This is a genomic window from Neisseria musculi (assembly GCF_014297595.2).
Classification (GTDB): domain Bacteria; phylum Pseudomonadota; class Gammaproteobacteria; order Burkholderiales; family Neisseriaceae; genus Neisseria; species Neisseria musculi.
This window is the reverse complement of record NZ_CP060414.2, coordinates 2,377,704-2,394,424: the sequence shown is the minus strand read 5'-3', so window position 1 is coordinate 2,394,424 and position 16,721 is coordinate 2,377,704. Positions and strand designations below refer to the sequence as shown.

Annotated in this window: 13 protein-coding genes and 1 pseudogene; 1 reads left to right on the top strand and 13 read right to left on the bottom strand. The window is 54.9% G+C overall.

Annotated elements, in window-relative coordinates:
* Nucleotides 1-48 precede the first annotated feature (48 nt).
* A complete protein-coding gene (potE, locus tag H7A79_RS12380) occupies nt 49-1,365 on the top strand; it encodes a putrescine-ornithine antiporter (RefSeq protein ID WP_135037627.1) in 1,317 nt (438 codons plus the stop codon).
* 122 nt (nt 1,366-1,487) lie between these two features.
* Here potE and H7A79_RS12375 read toward each other — a convergent pair.
* The 13 genes and pseudogenes from H7A79_RS12375 to H7A79_RS12315 all read right to left on the bottom strand — a co-directional run bounded on the left by H7A79_RS12375 (nt 1,488) and on the right by H7A79_RS12315 (nt 16,650).
* A pseudogene (locus H7A79_RS12375) lies at nt 1,488-2,074 on the bottom strand (IS1595 family transposase).
* A 104-nt stretch (nt 2,075-2,178) separates the two neighbouring features.
* A complete protein-coding gene (locus H7A79_RS12370) occupies nt 2,179-2,871 on the bottom strand; it encodes an OmpA family protein (RefSeq protein ID WP_187000409.1) in 693 nt (230 codons plus the stop codon).
* Nucleotides 2,872-3,241: 370 nt separating this feature from the next.
* Nucleotides 3,242-3,775: a phosphoribosylglycinamide synthetase gene (locus tag H7A79_RS12365; RefSeq protein ID WP_187000408.1), complete on the bottom strand. Its 534-nt coding sequence runs from the start codon at nt 3,773-3,775 to the stop codon at nt 3,242-3,244.
* Between the two features lie 192 nt (nt 3,776-3,967).
* Nucleotides 3,968-5,137 (bottom strand): cell division protein FtsZ, encoded by a 1,170-nt coding sequence (gene ftsZ / locus H7A79_RS12360; protein WP_187000407.1) that lies wholly within the window; start codon nt 5,135-5,137, stop codon nt 3,968-3,970.
* A gap of 129 nt (nt 5,138-5,266) precedes the next feature.
* Nucleotides 5,267-6,502 (bottom strand): cell division protein FtsA, encoded by a 1,236-nt coding sequence (ftsA, locus tag H7A79_RS12355; protein ID WP_135035853.1) that lies wholly within the window; start codon nt 6,500-6,502, stop codon nt 5,267-5,269.
* Nucleotides 6,503-6,523: 21 nt separating this feature from the next.
* Nucleotides 6,524-7,291 (bottom strand): cell division protein FtsQ/DivIB, encoded by a 768-nt coding sequence (locus H7A79_RS12350; RefSeq protein ID WP_187000406.1) that lies wholly within the window; start codon nt 7,289-7,291, stop codon nt 6,524-6,526.
* Nucleotides 7,281-8,192: a D-alanine--D-alanine ligase gene (locus tag H7A79_RS12345; protein ID WP_187000405.1), complete on the bottom strand. Its 912-nt coding sequence runs from the start codon at nt 8,190-8,192 to the stop codon at nt 7,281-7,283. Before H7A79_RS12345 ends, H7A79_RS12350 begins: the two co-directional genes overlap by 11 nt.
* Before the next feature lie 85 nt (nt 8,193-8,277).
* On the bottom strand, nt 8,278-9,648 hold the full coding sequence (murC, locus tag H7A79_RS12340) for a UDP-N-acetylmuramate--L-alanine ligase (RefSeq protein WP_246408152.1): 1,371 nt from the start codon (nt 9,646-9,648) through the stop codon (nt 8,278-8,280).
* Nucleotides 9,649-9,944: 296 nt separating this feature from the next.
* The gene (gene murG / locus H7A79_RS12335) at nt 9,945-11,012 is read right to left on the bottom strand and encodes an undecaprenyldiphospho-muramoylpentapeptide beta-N-acetylglucosaminyltransferase (protein WP_187000404.1); all 1,068 of its coding nucleotides are present in this window, start codon (nt 11,010-11,012) and stop codon (nt 9,945-9,947) included.
* Between the two features lie 221 nt (nt 11,013-11,233).
* Nucleotides 11,234-12,394 (bottom strand): putative lipid II flippase FtsW, encoded by a 1,161-nt coding sequence (gene ftsW / locus H7A79_RS12330; RefSeq protein ID WP_187001716.1) that lies wholly within the window; start codon nt 12,392-12,394, stop codon nt 11,234-11,236.
* Between the two features lie 278 nt (nt 12,395-12,672).
* Nucleotides 12,673-14,010 carry a UDP-N-acetylmuramoyl-L-alanine--D-glutamate ligase gene (murD, locus tag H7A79_RS12325; RefSeq protein ID WP_187001715.1) on the bottom strand — a complete coding sequence of 446 codons (1,338 nt, stop codon included), beginning with the start codon at nt 14,008-14,010 and terminating at the stop codon, nt 12,673-12,675.
* A gap of 104 nt (nt 14,011-14,114) precedes the next feature.
* A complete protein-coding gene (mraY, locus tag H7A79_RS12320; protein ID WP_135035839.1) occupies nt 14,115-15,197 on the bottom strand; it encodes a phospho-N-acetylmuramoyl-pentapeptide-transferase in 1,083 nt (360 codons plus the stop codon).
* Nucleotides 15,198-15,279: 82 nt separating this feature from the next.
* Nucleotides 15,280-16,650, bottom strand: coding sequence for a UDP-N-acetylmuramoyl-tripeptide--D-alanyl-D-alanine ligase (locus tag H7A79_RS12315; RefSeq protein WP_187000403.1), 1,371 nt, complete (start codon nt 16,648-16,650; stop codon nt 15,280-15,282).
* Nucleotides 16,651-16,721 lie beyond the last annotated feature (71 nt).

The following is a 16,721-nucleotide window of genomic DNA, read 5'->3' as shown; positions in this document are numbered from 1 at the left end:
AAAGGCACAGTCTTTCCAAGGGCAGTCTGAAAAACGAAAGGACAAATCATGTCATCTTCCAAAAGTAAAATGAGCGTAGTGCAGCTCACTATTCTTACTGTGATTAATATGATGGGGTCTGGCATCATTATGCTGCCGTCCAAACTGGCGCAGGTCGGCACGATTTCGATTTTATCTTGGTTGGTAACCGCTGTTGGTTCGATGTGTTTGGCTTATGCGTTTGCCAAATGCGGCCGTTTCAGTACTAAATCGGGCGGCATGGGCGGTTATGCCGAATATTCATTCGGTAAATCCGGAAATTTTATGGCCAACTACACTTATGCCGTCTCACTATTGATTGCTAATGTGGCAATCGCCATTTCCGCAGTGGGCTATCTAGCCGTGTTAATGAACTGGCAGCTATCGCCTTTTCAAGCTGCTTTAGGGGCAATTATTTTTGTTTGGCTGACGATGGTAGCCAACTTTGGCGGTGCCGGCATTACCGGTAAAATCAGCGGTATAACCGTTTGGGGTGCAATTATTCCGGTTATCGGCGTATCGATTATCGGCTGGTTCTGGTTCAGCCCATCAATGTATGCTGACGCATGGAACCCACACAATATGGGGCTGTTTGAGGCAATTCCGTCTTCTATCGCGATTACTTTGTGGGCGTTTTTAGGTTTAGAGTCGGCCTGTGCCAATTCCGATGCCGTAGACAACCCCGAGAAAAACGTGCCGATTGCAGTACTATGGGGAACGCTGCTAACTGCCATTATTTACATTGTTTCCACCAATGTAGTAGCCGGTATTGTACCCAACACTCAATTAGCATCAACTGATGCCCCTTTCGGATTGGTGTTTGCTTCAATGTTTAACAACACCATTGGTCAAATTGTAATGGGTTTGCTGATCATTTCCTGCACAGGATCACTATTAGGTTGGCAGTTTACCATCGCGCAAGTGTTTAAAGCTGGTGCCGATGAAGGCTACTTTATCCCACAGTTTGGCAAAGCAACCTCCAACAATACTCCTATACTCGGTATGATTATCATCGCTTCAATACAAACCGTGTTGGCTTTGATGACTATGGACGAGGGTTTGAGCAAACAGTTCGATATTTTGGTGAATCTAGCTGTAGTAACCAATTTAATACCGTATATCCTGTCAATGTCGGCAATTATTGTGTTGCAAAAAACCAGCGATGTTCCGCATAAAGAAATGGTATTCACCAGCATCATTGCTTTTATCGGTAATCTGTACAGTTTCTATGCGCTTTACAGCTCGGGTATGGAGGCAATGTATTGGGGCAGTATTGCCGTATTCGCAGGCTGGGTATTATATGGCAAAGTAGTTTCTAGAAAATATGATTTGAACGAACCATTCTAAAGCTAACCATTAAAATAATATAAGGGGCCGAAGTAGATCAGCCCCTTATATTTATCAACAACCCTAGTAATCAAATGACTTGGGCAAGGGCTTGCAATAAAGAAGGGGCTTAGGAAGCAAAATTAGCCCAAGGGTCGATTTCTCAGTATTTTAAGCAAGACTAATACAGATCATCATGCCTGTGATTGAAGCGAAATTAGGTTTCCTTTAAATGTAAATAAAAAGTCTGTTTCGGTACACCGTTAAATTTAACCAAGCGGTTTTTGGCATAACCCCAAAACAATTCGATGCCGTTAATGTGTTGCGCACCCCGGGCGAACTCGTCTACACCATGATGTACCCTGAAGTGCTTTTCACAGCCCATATCAACCAAGCCGTGATAGCCGCTTCGGTATAGACTTTGTCGTCCCGTTTTAAGATGCCGAAAACAATGGTTTTGCCTCCCTCTCCCCCGCCCGCCCTCGGATGCGTTTGGAGCCGAAGTAGGATTCGTCCAGTTCGACCACACCGGCAGAGGGAGTTTGCCGTTCACATTCAGCAGCCATACGGCAACGCAGTTTGAGAAACAGATATTGGCACTTTGGGTACTGGTGCCGGTGAGTCTGGCGGTATCGGAAGCGGTCAAATCAAGTGTGAAAAGGCGCAGGATTTGACGGAATTTTGATTCGGTAATTTTACTGAACTTTTGGTATTTGTTTTTAATAGGTATATCAGAAGCTTAACATCATTTTTGCTGATTTTGCTTCGTAAGCCCCTAAATAAATTCAGGATTACGACGGCTTTTTTGCAAAAATTTCAACCTATGAAAACCGTTTATTCACCCAACCGCTTGGTTTTGTTGATCACGATTTCTACGCGGCGGTTTTTGGCGCGGCCTTCGGGGTTGTCGTTGCCGTCTTCGTTGGTGTTCGGCGCAATTGGATCGGCCGCGCCTTTGCCATCGGTTTGGTAATCATAATGCAGGCCGTGTTTTTCAAACCATTGCTTCACGGCCTCTGCGCGCGCCAGCGAGAGCTTTTTATTGTAGGCTTTGCTGCCCTTGCTATCGGTGTGGCCTGTGATCAGAATCAGCCCTTTGCCCTTTTCGCGTATCACTTCGGCGGCCTTTTGCAGCTCGGCATCAGCCTCGGGTTTCAAATCGGCCTTATCGAAATCGAACAACACATCGGAAGCCAGATTGATTTCGATATTGAACCCCGTTTGCTGCGCGCTCAGGCTGCTGCCGGTTGCCGACAGATTACTGCCTTGTGCAGAAACTGATGAAACGGGGGCAGAAGTTGTTTGTGCGGCAGCAGGTTGCGGCTCGGCTGTTTGCAAAGCAGATGATGCGGGTTGGGCTTGTTGGGCCGGTGCGGCTTGCGCGGGCACAGAAGCAGGCGGCGGCGTTTCCGCCTGCGTGTTTTGGGCGGAGGCGGCAGCGGCAGGTGCTTGGCTGCCTGAAGATTGCGGGTTGCAGGCGCATAAGGCAACGGCGGCAAAAAGGGAAAATGCGGTTGTGGCGTTCATCGGATTGCTCTTTAAAAAAATTAAAGTCGGATTAACTTAGGGAGTGTAGTCAGAAGGCTTGTGAAGCGTTTTTTGAGGGAAAATCTGCAGATGCAAGGCAAAAAGCACAGCAAGATTGAACATCTTGCGAGCATTTTAGCTTCGCAAGTCCGCTATGCTACCTAAAAGCAGCAGATGCGGATTTTAACCAAAAATACCGCCGCAGCGCTTTCCGGCTACACTCCCTAATCTTAGCCGCAGCGCCGACATATTCGGATTCAAGCCCAATTATGTGCGGATATGGCTGTTTTTTTTAAATTTTTCGGCGAAACGGTTTTCAGACGGCCTGATCTTGATTGATAGGCCGTCTGAAAACCCCGTATCCGAAAACTTAACGGCTCACGGGAACGGATTCAAACGAACCTATATTAGGAAAATCAATGGTGATGGTGGGTGAAGTCTCGGGCGGGGCAGGGAATTTCAGCGAAATAGTTAGCGGGTGTCTTGTGGAGCCGGGAATGCGTATTTCTTTATGGTGAGTATTATTGATGGGATCGGCCATATATTTGCCGTTTTCGTCTTGCAACAGGGTAATCTTTTTGCTGGTGGTTTTATCGATATAGTCGAAATCGGCTAATTTATGAGAACTTCCTGCAAAATAATCGTATTTGCCGTCGGGTGCTTTGGGCGGAACGGCCACAAACTCCACATTCAGAATCTGACCGACCACTTTGGCTTTTGTTAGATGGATGGTGTCGTTACCAACCGTTTTGGTTTGAATCGCCTGCGCAGGTTGGCTTTGCGCGGCAACCGGCTCGCGGATCAGGCTCTCACCCGAAGTGGGTGCTACTGCCTGCTGCGGTGCTTGCGCAGGCGCAGCGGGTGTTGCTTCTTTTTGACAGGCGGCCAATGCGGTTAAGTGCATACAGCCAATATTTGCAAATGCATGTTTTGCTCCTTCAGATATAACGGTATCGGTGGTTAATATTACTTTGACTTATCGTTAGTGTATTTAAGTTCAGCCAAAAAGAGCAATTAATTTAATAAAAATCAAAAGGCCGTCTGAAAACCGAAGCAGGTTTTCAGACGGCCTTTTCAAGTATCAAAACGATAACGGTTAGTCGGCTTGGCGGCGTAAAATGGCGGGAATTTCAAAATCGTCCAGCACAGATTGGTTGGCGAAATCGGAAGCAGTCAAATTCATGCTGCGGGTGCTGCGGCCGGAACGGATCAAGCCGTTAATGTTGCTAAAACCATCGTCTGTACCGGTTGCCTGCTGGGTTTTCACCATGCGCAGGTTGTTTGGGACGGCAGCGGTGTTTTCTTTCAGGCCGGTAGCGATGATGGTTACGCGGATAGCGTCTTCCTCCATTCCTTCATCTTCGGCAGTACCATATTTGCGCTCGGCATCCGGATGTGCGTATTCGTCCACCACTTTCATGATTTCGCGGTATTCAGACATTTTCAGGCAACCGGGCGCCGTGGTGATGTTTACCAATACGCCGCGCGCACCATCTAGGGTTACGTCATCCAACAGCGGGCTGGAAATGGCCTGCTCGGTTGCCAAGCGGGCACGGTCGATACCTTGCGCGAAACCTGAACCCATCATCGCCATGCCCATAATGCTCATCACATTTTTCACATCGGCGAAATCCAAGTTGATGAAACCGGGCCGCGTCACCACTTCGGAAATACCGGCAACTGCATCCCGCAATACATTATCGGCAGCACGGAACGCTTCGCGCACGGTAATGTCTTCACCCAACGCCGTCATCAATTTGTCGTTCGGGATAACAATCAGGGAATCCACTTGGCTTTTCAGGTGATCCATGCCTTCTTGGGCAATGTGTACGCGTTTGCCTTCGTGGCCGAACGGGCGGGTTACCACGGCAACGGTCAGGATTCCTTGCTCTTTTGCAATTTCTGCAACAACGGGAGCAGCTCCCGTGCCGGTTCCGCCGCCCATGCCGGTTGTAATGAACAGCATATTGGCACCGCGGATGGCATCGGCAATGGCCTCTCGGTCTTCTTGGGCTGCTGCACGACCGATTTCAGGGTTGGCACCCGCACCCAAGCCGCGTGTCAGGTTGGTGCCCAGCTGAATACGTTTGGCAGCGTTGCTTCTGCCCAAAGATTGGGCATCCGTATTGGCACTGATAAATTCCACCCCTTGAACAGTATTTAAGATCATATTGTTAATGGCATTACAACCGCCGCCGCCGATACCGATAACTTTAATAACCGCAGGGCTTGCGGCGGCCTCTACTACATCGTAAACCAATTCCATAAAATACTCCTCTGCGCCCTGCGTTAGGACGGGCAAACAAATGACGGCTAAATAGCTGCAAAATTTGGCGTTATTATATAAGAAGCCCCTGCTTACTGGCAAAATTCTTCTTACATTTTTACGAGAATTTTAAAAATTATTCTTCAACCATTCTTTCAGCCTGACCAGCCAGTTTTCTTTCGGTTCCCTGATGGCTACAACCCCGGTAACGGGGGCACCTGAAACTTCGCCTCGGGCGGCCTGGAGAAGGCCGATAGCCGTGGCATACCTGGGGTTGCGGATGCGCTCGGAAACGCCGCCTATTTCGTGCGGCACGCCGATACGGGCGGGCAGATTGAACACGTCTTCGGCCAAATCAACGATGCCGGTAAGCAGCGATGCGCCGCCGGTGAGCACCACGCCCGAGGTAAGCACTTCTTCGGGAAAACCGCTGCGGCGCAGCTCATTAAGGGTAAGCTCTAAAATTTCTTCTACCCTCGGGCCGATTACGCTGGCCAAAACACGGCGGGAAATCTGGCGCGGCTGGCGGTCGCCCACGCTGGGCACCTCTATCATTTCATCCAAGCCTTCCATGGTGGCGATGGCAACGCCGTGGTTGATTTTGATGTATTCGGCGGCGTTATGCGGCGTGCGCAAGGCTTGTGCCAAATCTTTGGTAATCAAATCACCTGCAACCGGAATCACAGCGGTATGGCGGATGGCACCGTTGGTGTAAACAGCGATGTCGGTGGTGCCGCCACCGATGTCGATTACACAAACGCCCAAGTCTTTTTCGTCTTCGGTTAACACGGCCTGACCGCTCGCCAACGGCTGCAGCATAATCTGTTCCATATGCAGGCCGCAGCGGTTGACGCATTTTTGAATGTTTTGCAGGGCAGTAATCGCACCGGTAATGATGTGCACGCGGGTATCCAGGCGCACCCCGCTCATACCGATGGGCTCTTTCACACCGGGCTGGTTGTCGATGATGTATTCCTGCACCACGGTGTGCAGAATATTGTGGTCTGGCGGAATATTGACGGCTTTGGCAGTTTCGATGGCGCGGTCGATGTCGGCTTGGGAAACTTCGCCGTCTTTGATTTTCACCACGCCTTGCGAATTGAGGCTGCGGATATGGTTGCCGGCAATACCTGTGGTTACGCTGTCGACTTTGCAGTCGGCCATACGCTCTGCCTCTTCCATGGCCTGTTTGATGGCTTGGGCGGTGGCATCGATATTGGTTACCATGCCGGCTTTGAGGCCGCGCGAAGGTGCCTGCCCCAAGCCGATAATATGGATTTCGTTATCTTCGTGCACTTCGCCGATTAATGCGATAACTTTAGAAGTGCCTATATCCAATGCACTGATGTATTTGCCTTTTACCATGATGTCCCATTCGTTTGCTGATTACTGTCGGTTTTGCAGTTCGATGCCTGATGCACTGTTTTCAGACGGCCTGCCTGCCTGCGGCTCCTGCCGCTTGTCGTGGTAGCGCACGGCGAATCCGTCTCGGTAGCGCATATCCACGTAGGCCAAGTTGCCTTGCTGCGCCTGCAAAATGCCCGGCCACATTTCGGCGAAGCGTTGCAGGCGTTCGGTTTCGTTTTCGCGACCCAAGCGCACGGAAATACCGTTATCCAGCCCTACCGTCCAAGCCGATCGCGGTGAATACTCAAGTTCGGCAACGACCAAACCTAAGGGTTTTAAAACGGCGTTAAATTCGTTGAAATGCTTCACCATAATTTTGCCGGTTCCCGCTCCGCCTGAAAACACAGGGAATTTTTCATCGGTAGCGGCAGTGAAAAGGTTGCCGTTGCTGTCGAGCAGGCCTGATTCTTTCCAGCGCGCCACAGGAATGCGCTCGATGAGGCCGATTTCGACTGTGTCGGGCAAACGGCGGCGCACGGTTACTTTATCCACCCACGGCAGCTTGGCAAACGCTTCCCGAGCACCGTTCAAATCAGCGCGGAAGATGTTGCCGCGTATATATTTCTGCGCCACGGTTTGCAGCTGCTTGCTGCCGGTGCGCCGTATTTCGCCTTCGATTTTGACCTGTTTCACCGGAAAATACGGCGAATTGTAAACCCAAACGGTCAATGCCCCCAGCAGTATTGCCACTACCAGAATCATCAGCCAACGGGTTATGCGCCTCAGGGCGCCTGCATTATCCCACATGAGCGGTTTTCAGAATTTCAACACATAAATCGGCGAAGCTCAAGCCGGTTTGGGCAGCCGACTTCGGCACCAGGCTGTGGCCGGTCATGCCGGGCAAGGTATTGATTTCAAGAAGATACAGCTTGCCGTCCGTGTCTTTCAAGAAATCCACGCGCACCACACCTTCGGCACCGATTGCCTGTGCGGCACGCACCGACAGCGAGCGCATCAGGGCTTCATCGGCTGCATTCAAATCAGCCGGGCACCGGTAAACGGTATCATCGCGCGTGTATTTGGCTTCGTAATCGTAAAATTCGGTGGCGGGAATGATGCGGATGGCGGGGTAGCCTTTGCCGTTAATCACGGGGCAGGAATACTCGCCGCCGCCGATAAAACGCTCGGCAATAATTTCGCCGTGCAAGTGTTTGAGACTGTTATACACCTCTTTCAGACGGCCTGTTTCTTTTACTTTCACCACGCCCACGCTGCTGCCTTCTGCAGCGGGTTTCACAAACATCGGCAAACCCAGCCCGCGCTCAACGGCATCGAAATCGCTGTCATCGTGCAATACGGCAAATTCGGGCACAGGCAGCCCCAGTGCCTGCCAAATCAGTTTGCAGCGGTATTTGTCCATGCCTACGGCCGAAGCCGTCACGCCGCTGCCGGTGTAGGGTATGCCCAAAAGCTCGAGCGCGCCCTGCACGGCACCGTCTTCGCCGTAAGTGCCGTGCAGAATATTGAAGGCCGTCTGAAAGCCCCGGGCTTCCAGCTCGTGCAAAGGAGTTTCTTTCGGGTCGAACGGGTGTGCGTCTATGCCTTTGCTTTGCAGGGCGGCAACAACGGCGGCTCCGCTTTCGAGCGACACCCCGCGCTCGCTGGAAAATCCGCCCATCAACACGGCAACTTTGCCAAAATCTTGCATATTTACGGTTTCTTTCTTTTTCAGACGGCCTGTTTATCGGTTTGGTTTGCACCAACAATCGGCAGCCCCTGTGTTTGATTATTTTTCAGACGGCATTGCCGCTGCCCTGCCGCCCAGCCTGCGCCCCCGCCAGCGCCTGCGGGGTTTTGTTGATGCTGCCTGCGCCCATGGTCAGCACCACATCGCCGTCTTGCAACACGCTCAACAAGGTGCCGGGCAGAGCATTGACATCTTCGCAGTAAATCGGCTCGAGCCTGCCCAACACGCGCACGGCACGCGCCAGCGCGCGGGCATCGGCGGCCACAATCGGCTCTTCGCCGGCGGCATACACTTCGGTCAGCACCAGCAAATCAACGGTGTTCAACACGCCCACGAAGTCTTCAAACAAATCACGGGTGCGGGTGTAGCGGTGCGGCTGGAAGGCCAACACCAAACGTTTGCCGGGATACGCGCCGCGCGCAGCGGCCAGCGTAGCGGCCATTTCTACAGGGTGGTGGCCGTAGTCGTCGATCAGCATCGCCCTGCCGCCGCCGGGCAGGGCGATGCCGCCGTATTTCTGAAAACGGCGGCCGACTCCGGCAAAACCCAGCAAGCCCTGCTGAACCGCCTCCACCGATGCGCCAACTTCGAGCGCCACGCCGATGGCGGCCAGCGCATTGAGCACGTTGTGGCGGCCGGGCATATTCAGCACCACTTCAAACGGCTCGATACCCTCCTGCTTCACATGAACGCTGAAACGCATTTTTTCGCCTTCCGCCCGCAGGCCGGTAGCGTAAATATCGGCACTTTCATCCAAACCGTAAGTGGCATAGGGCTTGCTGATACGCGGCACGATGGCACGGACGTGTTCGCTGTCGGTACACAAAAACGCTTTGCCGTAGAACGGCATACGGTGGATAAACGACACAAACGCCTGATGCAGTTTTTCAACGCTGTGGTCGTAGGTGTCCATATGGTCGGTGTCGATATTGGTCACCACCGACATAATGGGCGTAAGATGCAGAAACGAAGCATCGGATTCGTCTGCTTCGGCCACCAGATATTCACCCTGCCCCAAGCGGGCGTTGGTGCCTGCGGCAGTGAGTTTGCCGCCGATAACGAAGGTCGGATCCATGCCGGCCGCCGCCAGAATAGAGGCAGTGAGGCTGGTGGTGGTGGTTTTGCCGTGCGTGCCGGCAACGGCAATGCCGTCGCGGAAGCGCATCAGCTCGGCCAGCATCAGCGCACGCGGAATCACGGGGATTTTCCGCTCTTGGGCCGCCCGCACTTCGGGATTGTCGGGTTTGACGGCGGTGGAAACCACCACCACATCGGCATCGGCAACGTGATCTGCAGTGTGGCCGGAGCAAACCCGGATGCCCAAACCGCTCAAATGCTGTGTTACTGCGCTTTGCGCCTGATCGGAGCCGGACACTCTAAACCCCAGGTTGTGCAGCACTTCGGCGATTCCGCTCATGCCCGAACCGCCGATGCCGACAAAATGAATATGATTGACTCTGTTTTTCACGTTGTTGTTTTCCTGAAGCCTGTTTCCCGTTTCAGACGGCCTCAAGGCCTTAAGGCCGTCTGAAAATCCGAAAGGCGTTATTTTAAAGGGCGGTGGGCGGATACGCTATGGTTTTAATGTAAAAGGGTGTTCAGAAGGTTGCTGCCGTGCGGGTTTTGTGCTGCTTCCCAAGCATTGCGTTTGCGCCAAACCGGCAAACGCCCTTTGCAGCAGCCGGCCGTCTGAAAAACCTTTCCCCGCTCCGCTCACAAGGTGGCGGCAATCGCGGTAACCGCCACATCATCGGCACTGTAGGGCATGGCCAGCGTGCGGGCGTTTTCGGCCCATTCGAGACAGCGTTCGCGGTCGAGCGCCCACAACACTTCCGACAGTTTCTCGGCAGTGAGCTGCGACTGCGGCAGCAGCAAGCCGGCATCGGCCTGCACCATAAAGCGGGCGTTGGCAGTTTGGTGGTCGTCCACCGCGTGGGGATACGGCACCAGCAGCGCGCCCACCCCGGCGGCGGTCAGCTCGGCAACCGTGAGTGCACCCGCGCGGCAGATAACCACATCGGCATTTTCATAGGCGGCGGCCATATCATCGATAAACTCCACGCATTCGGCCTGCACGTTAAGCACTTCGTAGTCGGTTTTGAGCGTGCCGAGCTTGCCGCGCCCCGCCTGATGGTAAATCTGCGGGCGTTCGCTTTCTGTGAGCAGCGCCAGCGCCCGCGGCACGGTTTGGTTGAGCACGTCTGCCCCCAAACTGCCGCCCATCACCAACACTTTCAGACGGCCTTTCCGCCCCGCAAAACGCTCGGCGGGCGGCGGCAGGTTGCTGATGTCGGCGCGCACGGGGTTGCCGACCAAACCATCGTGGTTGGCGAAAGTGCGCGGAAAAGCATACAGAACGCGGCGCGCCCAGCGGGCAAGCTGTTTGTTGGCCAAGCCGGCCACGGCGTTTTGCTCGTGAATCACAATCGGCACCCCCGACAGCTTGGCAGCCGCGCCGCCGGGAAAAGTAACGAAACCGCCGAAGCCGATAACGCAATCGACACGGTGTTTTTCAATCACCCGCATTGCCGCCCGCACGGTTTTGAACAAGGTAAACGGCAATTCCAGCTTGCGCTTCCAGCCGTTGCCGCGAACGCCTTTAATCGCCAGCGTTTCGAGGCGGATGTTGTGCTTGGGCACAATGCGCTCTTCCATCGAGTCTGCGCTGCCCAGCCAAACCACATGGTGCCCGTGTCCGCGCAGGGCTTCGGCCACCGCCAGTGCGGGGAAAATATGGCCGCCGGTGCCGCCGGCCATCAGCATAAAGGTTTTACTGCCCATAACTTGAATAATCCTTTTTTATCGTAAAACAACGCGAAACGATACGGCGCAGCTCCGTCCCGGCTCAAAAACAACCCGGCAGACCGCCAAAGCGGCAGAATGGTGCCGGCCGTCTGCATTGCCTGCAGCCTCGGCTTCCCGCTGCCTGTTGCGCTGTTTCGCTATCATGATATTTTGGGTTGATACGGTTTTTCAGACGGCTTTTACCACGGGCGGCCGTGTTATGCTTCCACTTTGTAGCCGCGCATTTTCAGGCGGTTTTCATAGTCCACGCGCAACAGCAAAGCCATACACACCAGCATGATGATCACTGCCGAACCGCCGTAGGACATCAGCGGCAGGGTTAAGCCTTTGGTGGGCAGCAGGCCGATGTTCACGCCGATATTGAAAAAACTCTGAATGCCCAGCCAGATGCCGATGCCTTTGGCCACAAACGCACCGAAAAACAATTCCAGATCGCGCGCCTGCTTGCCGATGGAAAACGCCCGCCACACCAGCCACGCATAGCAGAAAATCAGCACCGAAATGCCCACGAAGCCAAATTCTTCGCCGATAACCGCCAAAATAAAATCGGTATGCGCTTCGGGCAGATAAAAACGCTTCTCCAAACTCGCGCCCAAGCCCACGCCGAACCATTCTCCGCGCGCAATCGCCATCAGCGAGTGGGTGAGCTGGTAGCCCTTGCCCAGCGGGTCTTCCCACGGGTTTAAGAATGCCGACACCCGCGCCATACGGTAAGGAGCAACGGCAATCAGCGCCACCATGCTGGCCAAGCCGATGCCCACCATCATCAAAAACCAACGCCACGGCAGCCCCGCTAAAAACAGCAGCCCCATCGCCACGGCCGTTACCACCACAAACGAGCCGAAATCCGGCTCCAACATAATCAGCCCCAAGCCTATGCCCACCGGCACGGCGGAAAAGCGCACTTTTTTAAACTGCTTCAAGATTTCGGCGCGGCGGGTGAAAAAGCTCGACAAATATAAAATCGTTGCCAGCTTGAATATTTCGGTGGGCTGCAGATTCACCGGCCCCAAGTGTATCCAGCGTTTTGCGCCGTTGATCTCCCGCCCCACGGCCAACACCGCCGCCAGCAGCAGCAGGGCGGCAAACAGAATCCACGGCGTGTATTTCTTCCACTTGGCCATCGGCACTTTAAATGCAGCCAGCCCCGCCAAAGCGCCTGTGCCCAGAAACGCGGCCTGGCGCGAAAGATAAAACCACTGGTCGCCGCCGTCGTGGGCGGCATAAGCGATGGAGGCGGAATAAATCATCAGCAGGCTGAACGACACCATCAGTATCACCATCCACAGCAGCGATTGGTCGGTTTTGTGGCCGCTGCGCAGAATTTTGCGGTCGAGGATTTTGGATTCTGTAATCATATTGCTGTAAAAATTATTGCATTTGAATTTCAAACAAACGGCTTTTCTGCGCTGCGGCACAAGGCCGTCTGAAACAATCTGCACTGCGGCATATTGCGCCTCGGGCGTTTCAGGCACCGGTTTGTCCGGCACGGACAGCCCCCCCCCCCGGTTTTCAGACACCGCGCCAAACAGCCCGCCGCAAAACGTGAAAAAGACAGCTGCCCGAGGTTTCGCTGTTTTCAAACGCCGCGGCCGCACACCCAATGCAGCCGTTGCCGGGACTTTTCAGACTGCCTTCACAACGCCTCAAACGCCTTAACAAACACTTCTGCCCGATGCGCGTAACCTTCAAACATATCGAAGCTGGCGCAGGCGGGGGAAAGCAGCACAACATCGCCGCTTTGCGCGAGCCGATAGGCCGTCTGAACGGCTTCGGGCAGGGTTTCGCAATCCATCAGCTCCACGCCGCAGCCGCTTAAATCACGGCGGATTTGCGGCGCATCGGTGCCGATCAGCAACACTGCGCGGGCTTTGTTTTGCAGCGCGGCGCGCAGCGGGGTGAAATCCTGCCCTTTGCCCTGCCCGCCGGCAATCAGCACAATCGGGCTTTGCAGGCCGGAAACGGCGGCAACGGTAGCGCCGACATTGGTGCCTTTGCTGTCGTCTATAAAGGTGATGCCGTTTTTTACGCCCACTTTTTCCACGCGGTGCGGCAGCCCTTTGAAGGTTTGAATGTGTTGCAGCAGCCCGGTTCGCGGCAGGCCGATGCTTTCGCACAGAGCAAGCGCGGCCAAAACGTTGGCAGCGTTGTGCAGGCCTTGCAGCGGCACGGCGGCGGTGTCGAGCAAAACGCTGCCGCCCGCTTTCAGACGGCCAGTTTGAACATCTGCCCAATAATCGGTTTCATTTTCCAGCGAAAACCATTTTACCCGGCGGCCGCTGCGCTTCATGGCGCGGCACAGCGCATCATCGGCGTTGAGCACCTGCACGCCGCTGCCGCCAAAGATTTTGTCTTTGGTGTGGGCGTAGTCGAGCAGGTTGCGGTAGCGGTCGAGATGGTCTTCGGAAATATTCAGCACCACGGCGGCATCGGGGGTAAGGCTTTCAGTGTTTTCGAGCTGGAAGCTGGAAAGTTCGAGCACCCACACATCGGCTTTTCTGCCTTCGCGCTGCAATTCGGCTTCGAGCACGGGCGTGCCGATATTGCCGGCCACCACAGTGTCCAGCCCGCATTTCGCGCACAGGTGGCCCACCAGGCTGGTTACGGTGGTTTTGCCGTTGCTGCCGGTGATGGCGATCACTTTGTCGCCGCGCGCTTTCACGATACGGGCGAGGATTTCGATGTCCCCGACCACTCTGCCGCCGTTTTGTTGGAATGCGGCGATTTCAGGCGTGCGCCCGCTGATGCCGGGGCTGAGCGCGAGAATGTCGAAACCCTGCGCCAAAACGTCTTTCAGACGGCCTGTATGGCAGTTTAAGCCTTTGAAAAGCTGCTTAAGCTGCGCTTCGCGCCCGGGATTCAAACCGGCATCATAAGCCGCCACCTGCGCGCCGGCGCGGCGCAGATAAGCAATCATGGAAACGCCGGTGCTGCCGAGGCCGGCAACGAGGATTTTTTGGTTTTGCCAATTCATGTTGCTGCCCATCAATATTTCGTCATACTCAAATATTTCGTCATACCCGGGTATGGCGGCAATAGGTTATGCTTTTCAGACGGCCTTTACTTTTCAGACGGCCGTCAGCGGATTTTCAGCGAGCTTAAGCCCACCAACACCAGCACGATGGTGATAATCCAAAACCGCACCACCACCTGTGTTTCTTTCCAGCCTTTTTGTTCGTAGTGGTGGTGGATGGGCGCCATCAGAAAGATGCGTTTTTTGGTTTTCTTATACCAGCCCACCTGCAGCATCACGGACACGGCCTCCACCACAAACAGGCCGCCCATAATCACCAGCACCAGCTCCTGACGCACAATCACCGCCACCGCGCCCAAGGCCGCGCCCAAGGCCAGCGCACCCACATCGCCCATAAACACTTGCGCGGGATAGGCGTTGAACCACAAAAAGCCCAAGCAGGCGCCGCACATGGCGGTGCAGAAAATCACCACTTCGTTGGCGCCGGCCACATAGGGCAGTTGCAGATATTGGGCAAACTGCGCATGGCCGCCGGCGTAGGCGAAAATCGCCAAACCGCCCGCCACCAGCACCACAGGGAAAGCGGCCAGACCGTCCAAGCCGTCGGTGAGATTGACCGCGTTGGAAGTGCCCACAATCGTGAGATAAGCCAAAACCACAAAGCCCACCACGCCCAGCGGCAAGGCGATTTGTTTGAAAAACGGCACGATCAGAATATTGTTGGCCGAGTTTTGCGCCACATAAAACAGCAGCAGCCCCGCCGCCAGTGCCACGCCCGACTGCCACACCATTTTAAACCGCGCCGACACACCGTTAGGGTCTTTATAAACCACTTTGCGCCAGTCGTCATAAAAACCCAGCGCGCCGGTGGCCAGCAACACCAGCAGCAGAATCCAAATATAGGGGTTGGCCAGATTGCCCCACAGCAGGGTGGAAACGGTGATGGCGGTGAGAATCAGCGAGCCGCCCATGGTGGGCGTGCCGGTTTTGATCAGGTGGGTTTGCGGCCCGTCGTGGCGCACGGCCTGGCCGACTTTCAATTCGGTGAGCCTGCGTATCGTCCACGGCCCCAGCAGCAGCGAAAACGCCAGCGCGGTTAAGGCGGCCATCACGGCGCGGAAAGTGGTGTATTGGAAAACGTTCAGCGCCGAAAACCAGTTGCTGAAGTGGGCTAGCCATAAAAGCATGGGGGTTGCTTCCTTTGTGTGTGATTCTCGTGTTTGGGTTTGTCGGTTTGTTGCTTCGGCAGGGCGGCCGTCTGAAACGGTTTCAGACGGCCTTTTCCAGCAGCGCTTCGGCTACTTCTTCCATCTTCATAAAGCGCGAGCCTTTCACCAGCACATTCGCGCCCGGCGGCAAATTGTGTGCCAACGATTCAATCAGCAGGGTCTTGCCGGCAAACCACAATCCGTTGCCGCCGAAAGCTTCCGCCGCCGCTGCGCTATAACCGCCGACAAAATAAGCCGATTCGATGCCTTTATCACGGGCATATGCACCCACTTCGGCGTGCATGGCGGCCGCTTCGCTGTCGCCCAATTCGCCGATGTCGCCCATCACAAACACGCGCGGGGCGGGGAATCGGGCCAGCACATCGAGCGCGGCTTTCATGCTGTCGGGGTTGGCGTTGTAGGTGTCGTCCAACACGGTGGTGCCGTTGATGCCGCGTTTCACGTTCAGACGGCCTTTGATGTTGGTAAAACCGCAAAGGCCGTCTGAAACCTCTTGCAGGCTCAAGCCGGCGGCCAACGCCAGCGCGGCGGCAGCAGCAGCATTGGCCACATTGTGCCGCCCCGGCACCGGCAGCCTGACGGCGGCACGCCCGTTGCCGGCCACTAAATCGAATGTGCACGACAGCGGCTCCAACACGATGTTTTCGGCATGGATATCGCCGCTCTGCACACCGAAAGTCTGCTGTTTCAAACCTTGTGCGGCCGTCTGAAACACGGCCGCATGGGCATCTTCGGCCGGAACCAGCGCCAGGCCGTCTGCGCCCAAACCTTGATAAATCTCGCTTTTGGCCCGGGCAATATCACCCACGCTGCCAAAACCGCAGCCGATGTGGGCGCGCAGGGCATTATTGACCAACGCCGCATCGGGGCGGGCAATCTGTGTGAGCGCGGCCAGCTCGCCGAAATGGTTCATACCCATTTCGATCACGGCATAACGGTGCGCGGGCGTGAGCTTGAGCAGGGTGAGCGGCAGGCCGATGTGGTTGTTGAAATTGCCCGCCGTCGCCAGCACGGCCTCTTTGCCGAAACGATGGCGCAGTATGCCCGCCAGCATTTCTTTCACGGTGGTTTTGCCGCCGGAGCCGGTGATGCCGAACACAAACGGGTTGATTTCGTTGCGCCAGGCCCTCGCCAGCGTTTGCAGTGCGGTCAGCGTATCGCCCACCTTCAACGCGCCGGGCAGCGCGGCGCAGTCTTGGCGCGACACCACAACCGCCGCCGCGCCTTTGGCCAACACCTCTGCCGCAAAATCATGCGCATCGAAACGTTCGCCGGACAGGGCGAAAAACACATCGCCGCTTTGAATGTCGCGGCTGTCGGTTACGATGCGCTTGATTTCGACACCGCCGTTTTCAGACGGCAGCGGCAGGCTCAGGGCTTGGCGGATAAAGTTCAGGGTTAGAGATTTCATTTTCGTGTTCTGTTTTCTTTTCTATTCAAAGAGCTGCATTTTGCGCAATGTTTTATTTTTCAAACAATCTT

Bases quoted from the DNA above. Each gene is read 5' to 3' on its own strand.
- mraY (WP_135035839.1), bottom strand. From the start codon at position 15,197: ATGCTTTTATGGCTAGCCCACTTCAGCAACTGGTTTTCGGCGCTGAAC.
- murD (WP_187001715.1), bottom strand. From the start codon at position 14,010: ATGAATTGGCAAAACCAAAAAATCCTCGTTGCCGGCCTCGGCAGCACC.
- ftsA (WP_135035853.1), bottom strand. From the start codon at position 6,502: ATGGTAAAAGGCAAATACATCAGTGCATTGGATATAGGCACTTCTAAA.
- H7A79_RS12315 (WP_187000403.1), bottom strand. From the start codon at position 16,650: ATGAAATCTCTAACCCTGAACTTTATCCGCCAAGCCCTGAGCCTGCCG.
- H7A79_RS12370 (WP_187000409.1), bottom strand. From the start codon at position 2,871: ATGAACGCCACAACCGCATTTTCCCTTTTTGCCGCCGTTGCCTTATGC.
- potE (WP_135037627.1), top strand. From the start codon at position 49: ATGTCATCTTCCAAAAGTAAAATGAGCGTAGTGCAGCTCACTATTCTT.
- H7A79_RS12365 (WP_187000408.1), bottom strand. From the start codon at position 3,775: ATGCACTTAACCGCATTGGCCGCCTGTCAAAAAGAAGCAACACCCGCT.
- ftsZ (WP_187000407.1), bottom strand. From the start codon at position 5,137: ATGGAATTGGTTTACGATGTAGTAGAGGCCGCCGCAAGCCCTGCGGTT.
- ftsW (WP_187001716.1), bottom strand. From the start codon at position 12,394: ATGATTACAGAATCCAAAATCCTCGACCGCAAAATTCTGCGCAGCGGC.
- H7A79_RS12345 (WP_187000405.1), bottom strand. From the start codon at position 8,192: ATGCAAGATTTTGGCAAAGTTGCCGTGTTGATGGGCGGATTTTCCAGC.
- H7A79_RS12350 (WP_187000406.1), bottom strand. From the start codon at position 7,291: ATGTGGGATAATGCAGGCGCCCTGAGGCGCATAACCCGTTGGCTGATG.
- murG (WP_187000404.1), bottom strand. From the start codon at position 11,012: ATGGGCAGTAAAACCTTTATGCTGATGGCCGGCGGCACCGGCGGCCAT.
- murC (WP_246408152.1), bottom strand. From the start codon at position 9,648: ATGAGCGGAATCGCCGAAGTGCTGCACAACCTGGGGTTTAGAGTGTCC.